General features: G+C 58.3%; 15 protein-coding genes. 11 read left to right on the plus strand and 4 right to left on the minus strand.

What is annotated here, in order from left to right; all coding sequences use genetic code 11:
• Nucleotides 1–3 precede the first annotated feature (3 nt).
• From HYP802_RS0117240 to HYP802_RS0117250, 3 genes are all read right to left on the minus strand, one after another.
• Entirely contained in the window at nt 4–642 is a 639-nt protein-coding gene (locus tag HYP802_RS0117240; RefSeq protein WP_245261508.1) for a fimbria/pilus periplasmic chaperone, read from the minus strand.
• 159 nt (nt 643–801) lie between these two features.
• Nucleotides 802–1,380: a hypothetical protein gene (locus HYP802_RS0117245; protein WP_245261509.1), complete on the minus strand. Its 579-nt coding sequence runs from the start codon at nt 1,378–1,380 to the stop codon at nt 802–804.
• A gap of 392 nt (nt 1,381–1,772) precedes the next feature.
• Nucleotides 1,773–3,143, minus strand: coding sequence for a PLP-dependent aminotransferase family protein (locus HYP802_RS0117250; protein WP_013948648.1), 1,371 nt, complete (start codon nt 3,141–3,143; stop codon nt 1,773–1,775).
• Between the two features lie 283 nt (nt 3,144–3,426).
• Between HYP802_RS0117250 and HYP802_RS0117255 the strand changes: the two genes are divergently transcribed.
• From HYP802_RS0117255 to HYP802_RS0117305, 11 genes are all read left to right on the plus strand, one after another.
• Entirely contained in the window at nt 3,427–3,909 is a 483-nt protein-coding gene (locus tag HYP802_RS0117255) for an MSMEG_0572/Sll0783 family nitrogen starvation response protein (RefSeq protein ID WP_013948649.1), read from the plus strand.
• A 73-nt stretch (nt 3,910–3,982) separates the two neighbouring features.
• On the plus strand, nt 3,983–4,966 hold the full coding sequence (locus HYP802_RS0117260; protein ID WP_013948650.1) for a Nit6803 family nitrilase: 984 nt from the start codon (nt 3,983–3,985) through the stop codon (nt 4,964–4,966).
• On the plus strand, nt 4,959–6,062 hold the full coding sequence (locus HYP802_RS0117265; protein WP_013948651.1) for an MSMEG_0568 family radical SAM protein: 1,104 nt from the start codon (nt 4,959–4,961) through the stop codon (nt 6,060–6,062). Before HYP802_RS0117260 ends, HYP802_RS0117265 begins: the two co-directional genes overlap by 8 nt.
• Nucleotides 6,059–6,604, plus strand: coding sequence for an MSMEG_0567/Sll0786 family nitrogen starvation N-acetyltransferase (locus HYP802_RS0117270; protein ID WP_013948652.1), 546 nt, complete (start codon nt 6,059–6,061; stop codon nt 6,602–6,604). Before HYP802_RS0117265 ends, HYP802_RS0117270 begins: the two co-directional genes overlap by 4 nt.
• Complete coding sequence (locus tag HYP802_RS0117275) at nt 6,601–7,578, plus strand: sll0787 family AIR synthase-like protein (RefSeq protein WP_013948653.1); 978 nt, start codon at nt 6,601–6,603, stop codon at nt 7,576–7,578. The genes HYP802_RS0117270 and HYP802_RS0117275 overlap by 4 nt, the downstream gene beginning before the upstream one ends.
• A complete protein-coding gene (locus HYP802_RS0117280) occupies nt 7,571–9,139 on the plus strand; it encodes an MSMEG_0569 family flavin-dependent oxidoreductase (protein WP_013948654.1) in 1,569 nt (522 codons plus the stop codon). The genes HYP802_RS0117275 and HYP802_RS0117280 overlap by 8 nt, the downstream gene beginning before the upstream one ends.
• Nucleotides 9,140–9,795: 656 nt before the next feature.
• Nucleotides 9,796–10,359: a TetR/AcrR family transcriptional regulator gene (locus HYP802_RS0117285; RefSeq protein ID WP_035575844.1), complete on the plus strand. Its 564-nt coding sequence runs from the start codon at nt 9,796–9,798 to the stop codon at nt 10,357–10,359.
• 302 nt (nt 10,360–10,661) lie between these two features.
• Nucleotides 10,662–11,798 carry an efflux RND transporter periplasmic adaptor subunit gene (locus tag HYP802_RS0117290; protein ID WP_013948657.1) on the plus strand — a complete coding sequence of 379 codons (1,137 nt, stop codon included), beginning with the start codon at nt 10,662–10,664 and terminating at the stop codon, nt 11,796–11,798.
• Nucleotides 11,798–14,887 (plus strand): efflux RND transporter permease subunit, encoded by a 3,090-nt coding sequence (locus tag HYP802_RS0117295; RefSeq protein ID WP_024276226.1) that lies wholly within the window; start codon nt 11,798–11,800, stop codon nt 14,885–14,887. Before HYP802_RS0117290 ends, HYP802_RS0117295 begins: the two co-directional genes overlap by 1 nt.
• A 32-nt stretch (nt 14,888–14,919) precedes the next feature.
• Nucleotides 14,920–15,504 carry a TetR/AcrR family transcriptional regulator gene (locus HYP802_RS0117300; protein ID WP_024276227.1) on the plus strand — a complete coding sequence of 195 codons (585 nt, stop codon included), beginning with the start codon at nt 14,920–14,922 and terminating at the stop codon, nt 15,502–15,504.
• Between the two features lie 78 nt (nt 15,505–15,582).
• Nucleotides 15,583–16,431, plus strand: a complete 849-nt coding sequence (locus HYP802_RS0117305) for an alpha/beta hydrolase (RefSeq protein ID WP_024276228.1) — start codon at nt 15,583–15,585, stop codon at nt 16,429–16,431.
• 77 nt (nt 16,432–16,508) lie between these two features.
• On the opposite strand, the gene HYP802_RS0117310 is transcribed toward HYP802_RS0117305, so the two are convergent.
• Nucleotides 16,509–17,489 carry a GlxA family transcriptional regulator gene (locus HYP802_RS0117310; protein ID WP_024276229.1) on the minus strand — a complete coding sequence of 327 codons (981 nt, stop codon included), beginning with the start codon at nt 17,487–17,489 and terminating at the stop codon, nt 16,509–16,511.
• Between the last annotated feature and the right edge of the window lies 1 nt (nt 17,490).

Consider the following 17,490-nt stretch of genomic DNA (forward strand, 5'->3'; position numbering starts at 1 on the left):
TGCCTAGCGTCGAGGATCGAATTGAAGCCGGCACTGCACTGAGGTCGCGCCTGGTGGCAGAGGAACGGGCAATACGAAGCGTCGCCGATGGCCAGGCTGTACCAAGCCGATACCTATGAACTGCGCGAGTTCACCGCTCGATATTGTCTCAGACCAACTCCCACTCGATACTTGGACAACGGATTGCGGAAATAATGCATGGACGTTCGTCGGGTTTTCCACGGTGATGGCGGGATAATGTCGGCCGCCTTTGTCGGTTACGATGCTGTTGCCGACGACATTCAGCGCGGGTTGGCCTCGCGGGGGAGCGACGTTCACCATGACTCCAACGCTGAAAACCAGTTGGACGTCGTGGCGGCTCCCCGAGAGTTTGATTGGAATTTGATTGACGTAGAAAAAGAAACTCTCGCTTTTTTCGAGCAGTGGCTCTCCTAGCCATTGAAGACGAAAATTTTGCGTGGCGCCGGGAGGGATCAGCGCTTGCGGGGGCATTACAAGAAACTCGTCACCCGCGTTGGAAAGGTGCGGCACGCCACGTGGATCGAGGTTTGCTCTTTTGATGACGATCTCGACGGGAAGCGGAACTTCGCTGTCGTTGACGACGGTAATCACGCCGCGGCTCAGCCGTCCGGTCGACGACATTTCAATCTGCATCGGTGTGACCGTCATCGCTAATGACGGCGGGACCCCGCAGAATAGAAAGAAAAGATAGGCAGCGAAGCGCCGGCCGGGAAATCGCATTGAGTGCGCCCTATCATTGTCGTTCGATTTTTTTACTGAAGTGACGCGACTGGAATGCGCTTATTGAGGTGTCAAAAGTACCGTCAAGAGGTCTGAGTATGTTCCGCCAACGAGCGAGGATGAATTGGCTTCTGGATTAATGGTCACTTGGAGGGAGCCGGATCCCGCCGACACGGGTTGTGCCGTTCCAGATTCCGTTCCGTTGGCCGTCGGAATTGTAGCTGTGTCGATGGTCGCCGTCGCGCTGTTCCATGTCGCTGACGCTTGATAGTCGATAATGTTGGTGTAGCCGGAAGGCGGGGTCGCAGTATTTTTTACGCCACCATTTTGAGACGTCAGCTGGATCGTTGAAGGAGCGTTGCAGATAACATTCGCGTAGGGCGCGTTAGCTGGCGTGATCGCTCCCGTGACCACATTGCCAGACGCATCAATCGGTATCGTGGCGGTATCGAGAGTGCCGGTCGAAGCTCCGTTGATCGTGCAAGCCTTATTGACTGTCGCCGTAATTTCGATTTGCTGTTGCGCGGCCTGGGAAAAGACAGGGCTTGCAGCGGCCATCGCTGCAACGACGATGGCCCAAAACCGGATGGTGAGCATTTTGTCACCTTGAAATGTATAAAAATACGATTCGATTACCATTAGAAGGTGCGATTGAACGATTAACGATGGGTTAACTTGTTCGACGAGCTTTAAAGTCGCCCCTACCGCTTGGCGCTCAGAACCAAATGCTCTGGTTTCGGGTGACCGACTGGCTATCGCGCACGTCGCTACTGGATCAGCAGCGCGCCACCGGTAATGTGGCGGCGAGGAGCGTCCGCGCAATTTCAGCCGCAGCCTGCTCACTCGCCGATGAGAACGGGCTAGCGAAAATATCTCATAGCTGCTGCGCTCCACCGAATAGCGACGGTCCAGGATGAAGGACCTCATCTCCGAACAACGCTCGGACAGTTGACGCTAGCTACGCCCCGGTGCGAGCAGTTTCGCACTTTGCAAGGTGACACGCTCGGCCTGAGCTGATTTCGACGAGACGTCTATCCGGAATAGGCGTTCTGCGTGAGCGTGTGTGACATGAAGAGAAGTCCCGATCTGAGCGCCTCACGGCCGATCGAGCCTCCAAGGCAGACACGGACATGCTCGCTCGGCGAACCGCCAACGGTGAATGCATCGGACGGAATGATGCCGATATGCCGCCCAGCCATGCGAGCAATGATATCGGCGCGTCCAGCACCTTCCGGCAAACGAAGCCAGACGTTAAAGGCATTCTCGGCGGAGACGTAGTCGAAATCTTTTAGCACTTCTGATGCGAGCTGTTGACGAGCCGCCGTTTCGGCGCGGATGAACCGGCGGATGCGATCCGCGGTACCATCTTCGATCCAGCGTGTCGCCAACACCATTCCGAGCGGAGACGGCATCACGGAGACGGCCTTCAAGGCTTCGGCGAGCGCATAAGCGTCCTTTGCCGACGGCACAACCGTATAGGCAAGACGCAAACCCGCGCCGATGCATTTTGCCAGTCCGCCGATATACCAACTGAGCTCCGGCGCCGAGACCGCAAGCGGTGCAGGCGCCTTTGTCGGCATGAATCCATAGGCGTCATCCTCGATCAGCGGCAATCCATGCTTGCGTAGCACCTGCGATATTTCCAAGCGGCGCTCGGTCGGCACCGTTATCGTTGTCGGGTTCTGCAAAGTAGGATTGAGGTAGAGCGCCTTCGCGCCAAATGCTTTGACGGCCTTCTCGATGGCATCAGGCAGAATGCCCTGACCGTCCATCTCGACTCCAACGAGCTTCACACGCAGGCGGCCGGCGATCGCGCGGATGCCGGGATACGTGATGCGCTCGCATAAAACGATGTCGCCGGGATTGGTGATCGTCGCCAGGATCGCAGTCATCGTCGCGTGAGCGCCGGGCGTCACCGCCACGCGGTCGAGTTTCGGCACCATGCCCCTTAGCGATAGCCAAGTCGAGGCAGCGATCTTGTCTTTCTCGCCGCCAATCGCGGACTGATACCGAAGGAGCGGAATGAGGTTGGCCGAGACGTACTCGAGCCCTTCGCGCATCTTGGCGAGAAGTGCGGCGTCGGTCGGCTCCGGCGGCATGTTCATTGCCAGATCTTCCTGGCTCGATCTCGCGGGATCAGGGCCGACATCGCCCGCATCCGTGCCGAGAACGAACGTGCCGCGTCCGACATGGCTATCGATCAGCCCGCGCGACTGCGCCTCCGTGTAGGCCCGCGAAACCGTCGTGAAATCGATTCCAAGCCATTCGGCGAGCTTGCGTTGCGGCGGCAGGCGATCCCCCGGCGCGAGGGTGCCGTTACGGATGTCCTCTTCCACGGCGTCGGCAATCGCCAGGTATCGCGGTTTGCCGCTGTCGGTGAGCGTCGGTCTCCAGGTCGCCATCTGCGTTCTCCTCAACCGAACCATTAAGTGATGCCGCACGGAAATTGAAGCAGATTGTATGGATGCAATATTGTATGCATGTAGGCCATGCAAATATTGGAAATTGAAGCGCTCCTTTCGCCGGAATTTCAAGCAAAAATCCCACCATTATGCCCAAAAAATCGACAAAAGAGAAAATTACGCGACTTTATTGTATGGATAATTGATTGTCTTATTGACCGCCAAATGTATGCATATTATCGACAGAACATTCAATCATGTTGGCGCAACAAGGAGGCCTGCAATGCCGCAAGTGACCCAGGAAGCCCATAAGGCCGGCGACTACTTCGTCGACTACGAGGAGAAGGTCTTCGAGGATGTCAAAGCCTCGCCCGGCGAGAAAGCCCTGGTGACGTTCCACACCGTGGCCTTCGAAGGCTCGATCGGTCTGGTCAACATCTTGAATGCCATCCGCCTCAACCGGAAAGGCTACGAGACGTCGATCCTGCTCTACGGGCCGGGTGTCACGCTTGGCATACAGCGCGGCTTCCCAACCCTCGGTGATGAAGCTTTTCCGGGCCACCAGAACTTCGCCGCCAACCTCAACAAGTTCATGAAGGAAGGCGGCAAGGTCTACGCCTGTCGCTTCGCGCTTCAGGCGCTCTATGGCCACGGCGAGCCGTCGCTACTCCCCGGCATTCGTCCCATCGCACCGCAGGACGTTCTCGATTGCGTCCTTCTGCACAAGAAGGCCAACGCCGTCATCCTCGACACCTGGACCGTCTGATCCCCGAGCCGGACCGCGCACGAGCCGGTCCGGCTCCAACCGGCAACACGCTTGCGTAGAAGGAGAGACAGTCGTGCGAACCGATACCATCCGTGCCGCTGCCGTCCAGATTGCCCCCGACCTCAAGGGCCGCGCTGGCACGATCGAGCGCGTGTTGAATGCCATCACTGAGGCGGCCGACAAAGGCGTACAGTTCATCGTCTTCCCGGAGACGTTCGTTCCTTACTACCCCTACTTTTCGTTCGTCCTTCCTCCGGTCCTTCAGGGCGCACCGCATCTTGAACTTTATAAGGAAGCGGTGGTCGTTCCCTCTGCCGATACGAATGCGGTCGCCGACATCGCCCGCAAGCGCGGCGTCGTCATCGTTCTCGGCGTGAACGAGAGAGACCACGGCTCGCTCTACAATACGCAACTGATCTTCGACGCCGACGGCTCGCTCTTACTAAAGCGGCGCAAGATCACGCCGACCTATCACGAGCGCATGGTGTGGGGCCAAGGCGACGGCGCAGGGCTCAAGGTCGTCGAGACGAAAGTCGGCCGGGTCGGCGCTCTCGCCTGCTGGGAGCATTACAATCCGCTTGCCCGCTATGCTTTGATGACACAGCACGAGGAGATCCACGCGGCGCATTTCCCCGGCAGTCTTGTAGGTCCGATCTTCGGCGAGCAGATCGAGGTGACGATGCGCCATCACGCTCTCGAAGCCGGCTGCTTCGTCGTCAATGCCACGGCTTGGCTCACGGAAGAGCAGATCGCATCGATTCATCCCGATCCCAAGCTGCAATCCGCAATGCGTGACGGCTGCATGACCTGCATCGTCTCGCCCGAAGGTCGCCACCTCGCTGAACCCATCACGAATGGCGAAGGCATCCTTATCGCCGACCTCGACATGCGGCTCATCACGAAGCGCAAGCGGATGATGGACAGCGTCGGCCATTACGCACGGCCCGAGCTGTTGCATCTCGTCCACGACACACGCCCCGCGAACGCCCGCGAGATATCGAACGCAGCACAAACATCGGAGACTCAATCGATCGAGGAGGAGGCGAACTATGTCTGACTCGGCTCTCATCAACGAACTCCAGACACGCGGCGTACGTCTCTTGGATCCGCGCGCCGGCCACGAAAGCCGCCGTGGCGGCGCAGGACCCTCCGACCACAAGGCTCTGACGATCGGCGATAAGACGGTGATGGTACCGGTCCATACCGCACCTGCGTTTGAAAGTCCGTTTCTGGTCGAGGCTCCGGGCGCCGATGGCCGCGCGCGCATTACGAGAGACGGTCGCGAAATCGCGCAGGTCCGCTTTCCCGGCCGTCCACGCTTCTATGATTTGCAGACCGAAGACGGCATCCCCTACAGCCACATCGCTACGCTGCATTCGCGCGACGTTCTGGCGACCACGGTTCTGCAGACTTGTATCCGCTATGAAAGCCGGAAGAAGACCTGCCAATTCTGTTCCATCGGCCAGAGCCTCGCCGCGGGCCGCACCATCGCGCGCAAGACGCCGGAACAGTTGGCCGAGGTCGCCAAGGCGGCCGTCGAACTCGACGACGTCAAGCACATGGTGATGACGACCGGCACGCCGCCCGGAAAAGACCGCGGTGCCGCGATCCTTGCCGAGAGTGCGCGCGCCGTCAAAGCCGCCATTGATATCCCAATCCAAGCGCAATGCGAGCCGCCGGATGACGATATGTGGCACCAGCGCATGGCGGAGGCGGGCGTCGATGGGCTCGGCATGCATCTCGAAGCGGTGACACAAGAAATCCGCGAACAGATCATGCCCGGCAAGGCGTCCGTCCCGCTCGACAAATATTTCTCGTCTTTCGAAGCCGCCGTGAAAGTGTTCGGCCGCGGACAAGTTTCCACTTACATCCTCGCCGGCCTCGGCGATGCGCCCGACGCCATCCTCGCCGTGTCGGAGAAACTCGTGACGATGGGCGTCTATCCCTTCGTTGTCCCCTTCGTCCCGATCTCCGGCACGCCGCTCGAAAGTCATCCCTCACCCAGCGCCGACTTCATGGCGTCGATCCTGCGCCCGTTGGGCCAAATGATCGTCGCGGCAGGAATGGCATCGGAGAACATCAAGGCTGGTTGCGGCAAGTGCGGCGCCTGCTCAGCCCTCTCAACTTATGAAAAGCTGCGAGTGATGCAATGATCGAGATCGAGCCTCGTCCGTATCAGTGCCCAGGCTATTTCATTCGTGCGGCCTCCATGCCTTGGGAAGCGCGCGGCGCATCCGATCTGCGCAAGCGCGTGTTCGTCGAAGAGCAGAAAATCTTCAAGGAGCACGACCGCGACGACATTGATCTGATCGCCACGCATCTCGTGGCGATCTCAACCTACGCACACGAAGCCGATGCGGTGGTCGGCACAGTCCGCATTCACCAGGCCGAGCCCGGTCTTTGGTGGGGATCGCGCCTCGTCGTCGACCGAAACTTTCGCCAGGTCGGCCGCTTGGGCGCTGAGCTGATCCGCTTCGCTGTTTCGCTGGCGAACACGCGCGGCTGCCACACCTTTCACGCGCATGTGCAGGAGCAGAACGTCATCCTGTTCCGCCGTCTGAACTGGCGGCTGCTTGAGATGGTTGAACTGCACGGCAGACCACATGGCCTCATGAGCGCGAATCTCGCCCACTATCCGCCGATCTTGAACGAGGCCATGGGCTGGTATCACAAGCCGCGGAGGATCGCGGCATGACGGCCTCAGCACTCAACGCTCTGATCGAAGAGCTGCGCAATCATCCTGCGATCCAATCCAAGCGGGCAATCAGCGACGCTGCCAAGGGCCTTGGCCTCGCCCAACAAAGCGTCGGCCACCCGGGAGACGACGCCGCGATCCTGCCGCACGCCAGCGGCTACGACCTTCTCGCAGGCGAAGGCTTCATTCCGCAATTTGTGAAGAGCGATCCGTGGTTCGCAGGCTGGTGCGGCGTGATGGTGAACCTTTCCGACATCGCCGCGATGGGCGGACGCGGTGTCGCGCTCATCGACCAGATTTGGGCGCCGAATAGCGATCTCGCCAGGCCCCTCCTCGCCGGCCTCAAAGCTGCTTCGGATGCTTACGGCGTGCCCCTTGTCGGCGGCCATACGAATTTTTCCGCAACCAAGCTCAGCCTCGCCGTGACAGTTTTAGGCCGCGCGAAGGCCATCATCACGAGTTTCGACGCGACGCCGGGCGACGTCATCATCGCCGCGATAGACAGGCGCGGTGCCTTCCGCAACTACGATAACTTCTTCGCTGCAGGGGGCGCGCCGGCCGACCGACTTCGGAACGATCTCGAGATTCTCCCGCGTCTTGCCGAAGACGATCTCGTATCCGCAGGCAAGGACGTCAGCCAGAGCGGCATTGCCGGCACGTCGCTGATGCTCGCGGAAAGCTCCGACGTCGGAATAGAGCTCAACCTCGACGCGATCGATCCGCCTGCCGGCATCTCGCTATCGCGTTGGCTGCGGGCATTCCCAAGCTACGGCTTCCTTCTCGCCGTACCCGTGGCGTTTGCCGATCGCGTCGTCAGCCACTTTGCCGATCGCGACATCAGCGCGGCAGTGATCGGGAGCGTCTTCGACGGGGACGAAGTACGCTTTTCCGCGGGCGGTGAAACGGCCCCCTTCTGGAACTACGCGAACGAACCCTACCTCGGCTTTCGGCAGCGGAATTGCGAACATGCCTGAGACCTCTTTCACCCTGCGCTGGCCCGATGGCAGCACGGAGCACTGCTATTCGCCATCAAGCATTGTCTCGGAATTATTGACGCCGGGCGCGAGCTATCCGCTTCAGGAATTTCTTCTGCGCGCTCGTATCGCGATGGAGCGCGCTTCATCACGCGTAATGCGCAAGTACGGATATGCCTGCGCCGCCGCCATGGGGCAACTCGATCGCATCGAGACGCGGGTCAAATTGTTCGAAGCGACGCCAGACGCCGAGGTGGCCTGTCTGGACATCAGGCCACTTAAGGAGACGGACATGAAAGATATCGGCGTACCGCATATTCCTGTCGTCGTTATCGGCGGCGGGCAGGCCGGACTTTCAGTGAGCTATTATCTGACGCAGAAGCGAATTGCGCATATCGTCTTCGAGCGCCACAGGAAGTTTCACTCCTGGCGCGTGAATCGCTGGGACACGTTCTGCCTCGTCACGCCGAACTGGCAATGCAGACTGCCGAGTTATCCCTATGCCGGCGATGATCCGAACGGGTTCATGCTGAAGGACGAGATCACGGACTATCTCGACGGCTTCGCATCCTCGTTCAATCCGCCGCTCCGTGAGGGCGTCGCGGTAACGCGGATCGCTCCGCGCGAGCAAGGCGGATACGCCATTGAAACATCGATCGGTAGCTGGATCTGCGATCAGGTTGTCATCGCAACAGGGGGTTATGACAATCCGATCGTGCCGCCATACGCGAAAGATCTCGATCCCGCGATCACTCAAATTCATTCCGTCGATTACCGTCGGCCATCCCAGATCCCAGAAGGCGCGACGCTCGTTGTCGGCACGGGGCAGTCCGGCGTGCAGATCATGGAAGATCTCGTTCGCGACGGGCGTAAGGTCCACTTGGCGGTAGGCCCAGCGCCGCGCAGTCCGCGCAAGTATCGCGGTCGTGATGCAACGGACTGGCTCTATGACATGGGCCACTACGCCATCACGATCGCCGAACACCCGGATCCGATGAAGGCGCTCACGCAGACCAACCATTACATGTCCGGTCGCGACGGCGGCAAAGAAATCGATTTGCGCCGGTTCGTCGTCGATAGCGGCGTATCACTTTACGGTTCTGTTTCCGGCATGAACGGCGCAAAAATTAGCTTTGATCCCGATCTCGAAAAGAATCTCGACGATGCCGACAAGAGCTATGTCGGCATCCGCGAGCAGATCGACGCCTACATCGAGAAGAACGGCATCGAAGTACCGGCAGAGCCTGCATTCCAGAAACTGTGGCGCCCGGAGACGGAAACGACGGAGATCGATGCCACGGCGCTCGGCATCACGTCGGTCATCTGGTCTATTGGCTTCCGACCGGATTATTCTTGGATCGAGGTGGACGTGTTCGGCGCGCGCGGAAAACCCGTATTCGATCGCGGCGTCTGCGATGTTCCCGGCTTCTATTTCATTGGTTTGGGTTGGCTAAACACCTGGGGTTCCGGCCGATTCCTCGCTATCGATGAAGATAGCCGCTATCTCGCCGACAAAATCGAAAAGCATCATACCGCTCTGACGGCAGGCAAAGTTGCTTGATGCGGTTGAGGCCGCCTTAGGTGCGAAAATTCGGCCTTACGACGATTAGCAAACTCCAGCGATTAGATTTTCGCATCACGTCCAAAGTACGACACAATTGTTTTCTCCTCCCCACTGTTGCGGCCGCTGCCCTTTCTGCTGGTGCGCTTAACGTCCAGGCTCTCGAAGAGACCGACCGCGCTATGGGCGCCGGCTCTTATGTCAACCCCAACGGCTCTAAGCAGGGAGCCTGGCAAGCTTCCTCGGCGGCCAAGGTTAGCCATGCTGGCGCGTCCGTGCGGCACAAGAAGCGCTAACAGCAGGAAGAACGATCGTGGGACCGAGTGGCCACCTCGGTCTCCCCTCGATTTTGGACGCCGCCCAAACAATCCTTGACAATTGCATTTCGATCAACATCTAATAAGCAATGACGCTTTGGATAGACGTGATACAACAGGCATTTGGGCCGTTTCTTGAAATGGGTGGATCTGGTCGCGGCTGGCTATTGCCTGCGAGCCGGTCGACATATAGGAAGCCTGCGTCACGCGATTGGAAAATGAGATCAGGACGCTTCGGACAAGGTGACTGATCAAGATACGCCAGCCAATTAAGACAGCTATCCCAACAAAGAAACGTTCAAAACAAGAGGTGAGACCATGCGAGTGTCCCGGGAGGTGATGGCCCAACGACACGACGAAATCATTTCCGAGACGTCGAAAATGCTGCGCCAACGTGGCATCGTCGGTACGAGTCTCGCCGATCTGATGGCGGCGGCCGGCCTGACACATGGTGGCTTCTATAAGCACTTTGATTCAAAGGATGCGCTCGTCGCCGAGGCGACCGAGCGGATTTTTGCCGAGTTCAACGCGCTCTTTCGGGAACGCGTCGAGTCGCAGGGGGCCAAGGCGGCTCTCATCGCTTACGTCACGGATTATCTCACGCTTGGGCATATCAAAAAGCCCGAAATCGGCTGCCCCATTGCGGCATTCGGGCCAGATGTAAGCCGAGAGCAAGGCGCCATCCGAGGCGTATTCACCAACGGCATCAAGAAAAATCTGTCCCTGATCATGGAGGGTTTGTCCTGCCCAGCGGCAGAGCGCAAAGACAAAGCAGTTGAGCTGCTTTCGCTTCTGTCCGGGGCCGTCGCTATGGCCCGCACGACGGACGATGAAAAGTTGTCCGGCGAAATCATCGCTTCGGCCCGCAAACGCGCAAACCAAATCATCGAAGCCCGTAAATAACGGAAACTTCCCGGCTCGCGGGGCTCCCTCCTACTTCGGGACGCTAATGCGGTTGCCCCCCCGCACATCTGGTCGCGTCGCGGCAACCGGCCAGCAGCCGTCATGCCAGACTTTGCCTACTTGATAGCCGAACCTCCGCCCTCCGGCTCGCCCCAAGTCGCTAGCCACCTGACTCCGCCCAAAATAAAAAAAGATTATGGTCAGCATCTTTTCTTGCTTGCGCTTTTAAGATGTCGAATATAATCTATATTTGGGGAGTCGGTTTGAAGGTTAGTGGACCGCCGTCAGGCAGTGAGGTCGTGATGAAAATTCTAGAAAAGAACGCCGGGCATTCGCATCTGGCCGGCACGTCATTATTGAAAGCATCCGTCGCCGTCGTGGCTTTGACGCTCGTGTCCGTGGGCGTAGCCGCTTGCAAACCGACCGACGCCGATCCGAGGAGCGGCGTTCCACTCGTTCGTGTGGCAACAGTTCAATCGGCAAGCGCCGCCGAACGCGCCTTCACAGGTGTGATTGCGGCAAAGGTGCAGAGCAATCTCGGCTTCCGCGTTGCCGGAAAGATCATCGAACGCCTCGTCGATACCGGGCAGACCGTCAAAGCTGGTCAGCCATTGATGAAGCTCGATCCCGTCGACCTGAAACTCACCATCGTCGCGCAGACAAACGCCATCAATGCGGCCCGCGCCACTGCCATTCAAGCGCGCGCCGATGAGGCGCGATACAAGAACCTTGTCGGCGAAGGCTGGATCTCTCATCAGCGTTACGAACAGGCGAAGTCTGCGTTGGATAACGCGGAAGCGCAGCTCGCCGCCGCTGAAGCCAACGCGCAACTCGCCCGCAACGCAGAAGATTATTCGGTCCTGACAGCCGACGCTGACGGTGTGGTGATGGAGACGCTTTCAGAACCTGGACAGGTCGTCTCTGCCGGACAAACCGTGGTGCGCCTCGCGCATGCCGGCGCAAGAGAGGCTTCCGTCGATCTTCCCGAAACCGTGCGGCCTGCGATCGGCTCGGAAGCAACCGCTACGCTTTATGGCGACCTCAAGTCGCGCTCGATCGCTCGGCTCCGTCAGCTTTCTGATGCCGCCAATCCCGCGACGCGTACCTATGAAGCGCGATACGTGCTTAGCGGGGCGGCGGCAAATGCTCCTCTCGGTGCGACGGTAACGGTCCACATCCCGCAGTTCAAAGCCAGAGATATCGTTGAAGTGCCTGTGAGCGCGGTGATCGATGACGGCACGTCGTCGGGCGTATGGCTGGTGGATCAGCAGAAGATGTCCGTGAATTTCCGACCGGTGAAGCTCGCCGGCATCGGTGAAGAGAAGGCGCTCATCAGCAGCGGCGTGGACGTTGGCGATCAGGTGGTCGCTCTGGGCGGTAGACTTCTGCACAACGGCGATAACGTTCGCGTCGAAGGCGAAGAAACGGCATCACGATGATAAACTTTAATCTCTCCGCCCTCGCGGTCCGCGAACGTGCCATCACGCTGTTTCTGATCATCGCAATTACCTTGGCGGGCGCCTATGCGTTCGACAAGCTCGGCCGAGCCGAAGATCCGCCTTTTACCATCAAAGTTTTGACGGTTACCGCCTTGTGGCCCGGCGCGGCCGCAAAAGAGATGCAGGATCTCGTTGCCGAGCCTCTCGAAAAGCGCATGCAAGAATTGCGTTGGTATGATCGGGTGGAGACGTTCACACGCCCTGGCTTGATGCTGATGAAGGTCCAGATGAAGGACCAGACGCCGCCATCCGATATCCCCGAGCAATTCTACCAAGCGCGCAAGAAGCTCGGCGATGAGGCGCTAAAACTGCCATCGGGAACGATCGGTCCGTTCATCAACGACGAATATGCGGACGTCACCTTTGCTCTTTATACCGTACAGGGCGATCGGATGCCGCCGCGCCAATTAACCAGAGAGGCCGAAGCGCTGCGGCAGCGACTGCTCCATGTCGCGGGCGTAAAAAAAGTCGATATCCTCGGCGAGCGGCCAGAACGCATTTATGTCGAGTTTTCGTACGCCAAGCTCGCGACGTTGGGCATCAGCGCCCGGACGATCTTTGATGCGCTCAATCGCCAGAACGTCGTCACGGCCGCAGGTTCCGTCGACACCAACGGTCCGCAAGTGTTTGTACGCGTCGAAGGTGCATATGACGATCTTCAAAAGATTGCCGACACGCCAATCGTGGCTGGCGGCCGTGTTCTGAAGCTCTCCGACGTCGCAGAGGTGAAGCGCGGCTACGAGGATCCAGCCACCTTTCTGATCCGACATAACGGCGATCCGGCGATGGTATTAGGCGTCGTAATGCAAGACGGGTGGAATGGCCTGGATCTGGGCAAAGCACTCGACGAAGAAGAAGCGAAGATTGCGAAATCTCTGCCCGCCGGATTGTCCTTAAACAAGATTATCGATCAGGCTGAAAACATCCGAGAGTCCATCGACGAGTTCATGCTGAAGTTCGTCGTCGCTTTGGCGGTGGTCATGATCGTCAGCCTTCTGAGCCTTGGATGGCGCGTCGGCATCGTTGTGGCAGCAGCCGTACCTTTGACGCTTGCGGCCGTCTTCGTGATTATGATGATCACCGGCCGAAACTTCGATCGCATTACGCTCGGCGCGCTCATCCTGGCTCTTGGTCTTCTCGTCGATGACGCCATCATCGCTATCGAAACGATGGTCGTGAAACTCGAAGAAGGCTACGAGCGCACAAAAGCGGCGGCTTACGCCTGGAGCCACACGGCAGCGCCGATGCTTTCGGGAACGCTCGTCACCGTCATCGGCCTGATGCCGGTCGGATTTGCGAGGTCAACGGCAGGCGAATACGCCGGCAATATTTTCTGGATCGTCGCCTTTGCCCTCATCACTTCATGGATCGTGGCCGTAGCCTTCACGCCTTACCTCGGTGTGAAAATGCTGCCGAACATTAAGCCCATCCAAGGTGGCCACGCCGCGATTTATTCAACTCCGAACTATGAGCGCTTCAGACGAGCGGTAAGCTGGGCGGTGCGTCGCAAGTATATCGTGGCAGGCTTCGTCGTCCTGCTCTTTGTTGCGGCTGGTGTGGGTATGACTGGGGTAAAACAGCAGTTTTTCCCAAGCTCCGATCGACGTGAGTTGCTTGTCGAAGTGCAGATGCCCGAAGGCTCGAGCATCGAAGTGACGAGCGCGGCCGTCGCGAAAGTCGAGGCTTGGCTAAAAACGCAGCCCGAAACGAAGAATATCGTCTCCTTCATCGGACAAGGCGCTGCGCGCTTCTTCCTCGCCTATGATCCGGAACTGCCGGACCCATCATTCGCGAAAATCGTCGTCCTGACACCAAGCTCGGAAGCACGTGATGAACTGAAACTGCGCATTCGTCAAAAGATTGCCGAGGGACTGGTACCCGAGGCACGCGTTCGCGCAACGCAATTCGTGTTCGGACCGCCGTCACCCTTCCCGGTCGCTTTCCGCGTCATGGGGCCAGACCTCGATAAGCTAAGAGAGATCTCACAAAAAGTGGTCGCGATCATGCGCGCCAATCCGCATACGCGTGATGTGAACACAGACTGGACCGAAAGAACACCGTCCGTTCGCTTCACGGTTGATCAGGATCGGCTTCGCTTGATCGGATTATCACCGAGCGACGTCGCCCAGCAACTGCAATTTCTGTTGACCGGCGTGACTGTGACTGGAGTCCGCGAAGATATCCGCACGGTGCAAGTCGTTGCCCGTAGCGCCGGTCCGGACAGGCTGGATCCGACCAAACTCGGTAATCTTGTCCTGCAAAACGATAGCGGCCAATTGGTGCCACTCAGTCAGGTCGGCCACATCGAGATTGTTCAAGAGGATCCGATCCTGAAGCGGCGTGACCGCACGCCGACGATTACAGTGCAAAGCGACATCGACGAGTCGATGCAGCCGCCGCCGGTATCGCTGGAAATTCAAAAAGCCTTGCAGCCACTGATTGCTTCTCTTCCCGATGGCTATCGCATCGAGATGGGCGGCAACATCGAAGAAGCGACGAAAGCCAACGACGCGCTGGTCCCCGTGTTTCCGATCATGATCGCACTGACAATGATCGTGATCATCTTCCAGGTGAGATCGTTCGCGGCGATGTGGCTGGTCTTGGCGACCGCGCCGCTTGGACTGATCGGTGTGGTGCCGACGCTGCTGATCTTCAACCAGCCATTCGGCTTCAACGCCATTCTCGGCTTGATCGGGCTCTCCGGCATCTTGATGCGCAACACGCTAATCCTGATCGAGCAGATCAAGACCAACAAGGATGAAGGCCTCGATGACTATCATGCTGTGGTTGAGGCCACCGTCCAGAGATCGCGCCCCGTGGTCCTCACCGCGTTGGCTGCCGTGCTCGCCTTCATCCCACTGACGACATCGGTCTTTTGGGGTTCGATGGCCTACACCCTGATAGGCGGGACGGCGGTCGGGACATTCCTGATTCTACTCTTTCTGCCTGCGCTTTACGCGATTTGGTTCCGCGTCCGTCCGACTGAAAAGGTTCATTCGCACGCGGCTGAAGTCACAGCAGTGGCGTGACCGAACAAGAGCAAGAATAAAGGAGAAATGCCGTGCGACTCTCGCGCGAGGCCAAAGCTCAACACCATGAAGAGATCACCTCCGTGGCGTCGAGGATGCTGCGGGAACGGGGCATCGAGCGCACCAGTGTCGTCGATCTCATGCAGGCGGCCGGGCTTACGCATGGTGGGTTTTATCGCCACTTCAAATCGAAGGACGAGCTTGTAGCCTCATCGGCAACGAAGGCGTTCGAGGAAGTCGTCGAACGCTTTGAAAGAAAAGCGGAGGAGGCTGGGCCACGTGCGGCGCTCACGGCGTACGTGCTCGACTATTTATCCGATACGCACCGCGACGATCCCACTGTGGGCTGCATGATCTCGGCGTGCGGCGCAGAAGCATCAAGACAAAGCGACGTCATTCGCGGCGCGTTCGCGTCCGGTATCTGTCAGCTCATTGAGCTTGTCGCAGATGGATTGTCCTGCCCAAAGGAAATACGCACTGAACGCGCCATCGAGCTCGGAGGACTGATGCTCGGGGCCCTCGTCATGGCGCGGGCGAGCAACGATGTCCAGCTATCGGAAAAAGTACTCGCAGACGCAAAACGCCGCGCGCTGCAGATCATCGATCAGAAGGATTGAGATCTCAGCGCGTAAGCCACTCGCAAGCGTCATTTTACCTGAACGGCAATCTTACAGATCGATATAGGAGATACCATTATGGCGACCGCGAGCGTACCCGCACCAGGCCTCCTTAAGGTCTCGAACAAGCTCAGCGTGCGATTCCAAAAGAGTGGCGAAGGCCCACCCTTGGTTCTCATGCATACGATCCGAACGCAACTTGAATACTTTCGTGAGTTAGCGCCAACTCTCGCCAAGTCTTATACCGTTTACGCCATTGATCTGCCCGGGCACGGCCGCTCGCCCATCGACCCCAATGCAAGATTGGACGAACCCTATATGAGAGAAGGCGTTATCGGCTTCATCGAATTGCTCAACCTCACAGACGTAACGCTTGTGGGCGAGTCCATCGGAGGTGCACTTGCGCTGACTGTTGCGGCCTCGATACCGCAGCGGATCAAGCGCGTATATTCGCTCAACCCATACGATTACGAAACCCGCTACGGCGATGGCATCCGGCGCGGAAACTGGTTCTCGAACTTCATCATCGGCAGTTTGCAAATCCCTGTACTAGGGGCGTTGAACGCGTCGTTGGAGAACAAGGTCGTGCTCAAGAAGATCATGGGCGGCGGCTATCACGATCCAAAAAAAATTCCTGCCGATTTGCTGACCGAATTCGATCAAGTTGCCCACCTACCAGGATATAAACGCGCCGCACGCAAAGTGCTGGCCGGCTGGCGATCCTGGAGCAAAGCGCGAGACCTTTATCGCGGCATCAGCGCACCGGTTACCTTGATTTACGGTGACGCTGATTGGTCTCATACTGTCGAAAGGGATCGTACTCGTTCGCTAATCCCACAGGCAAACGTGATCACTCTTAAAGACACTGGCCACTTCTCAGCGGTCGAAAATCCGGGCGATCTGGCGCGCATCATCTTGGCGGATTAGCAGGGCAAGAGGAAGAGCTGGTGACTCAAAAAGTGATGCGCCTCCTGGCCCGAGCGTTGCGAATTCAAGATCTCGCGTCAACCAGCCTTCTTCGGCGCATGGCGGAAGCTCTCTCGATAGCGTTGAGGGCTTACGCCTAGCCGACGCTGAAATGCAGCACGCATCTGCTCGGGGCCTCCAAATCCGCAAGCAAAAGCCACCGATTTCAGTGCAAGGTCGGTTGCTTCGAGGAGATTGCGCGCATGGTCGAGGCGCACCGCTTCGACGTAATCGTGAGGAGTTATCTTGAGGTCCCTGACGAATAGGCGGGCTATCGAGCGAGAACTTGTACCGGCTATTTGGGCCAGGCGCGCAACCGATAGTGGCTCTCCAATGTGACTGAGCACATATGCTTGGACCTTACCAAGGGCTGATCGCGGGTCACTGCGCGGCTGCAGCAATGGGCTGAACTGCGACTGACCGCCTTGGCGCTGCGTCACAACCACTAGACGCTTTGCGCAGGAAAGGGCGACCGAAGCCCCGTAGTCTTCGCTCACAAGTTCGAGTGCAAGATCAATCCCGGCGGTGACGCCGGCGGATGTTACCAACGCGCCATCGCGCAAAAAAATACGATCATGCTCGATCCGCGCTTTGGGGAAGTCTACTTCGAGCTTGGCAGCATTTTGCCAATGGGTTGTAACCGTCCGCCCGTCTAAGAGACCCGCTCGGCCGAGCGCGAAAGCTCCGGTGCAGATTGACCCATACCGCTCTGCTCTCTTGCACCAAGTGCGAAGCCACTTCGACATAGCGGTTTCGTCTTCGGCATTTGGAAGCGCCGGGCCGCCAGCAATAAGAACAGTGTGAAATCTTCGTGCGGCTTGCGCAAACGTCTTATGCACTCCAATCAGCATGCCGTTGGAGGCGCGCAATGCGCCTCGCTGGCCCGCAACGATCGTGCAATCATAACCTTCGCCTTTGCTAAGAAATGCATTTGCCTCGGCAAAGACGTCGAGCGGCCCAGCTACGTCCAATGCTTGCACACCTTCATGGATAACGAGTGCAACCTGTTTCTTTGCCATC

This window comes from Hyphomicrobium sp. 802 (assembly GCF_000526135.1).
Classification (GTDB): Bacteria; Pseudomonadota; Alphaproteobacteria; order Rhizobiales; family Hyphomicrobiaceae; genus Hyphomicrobium_B.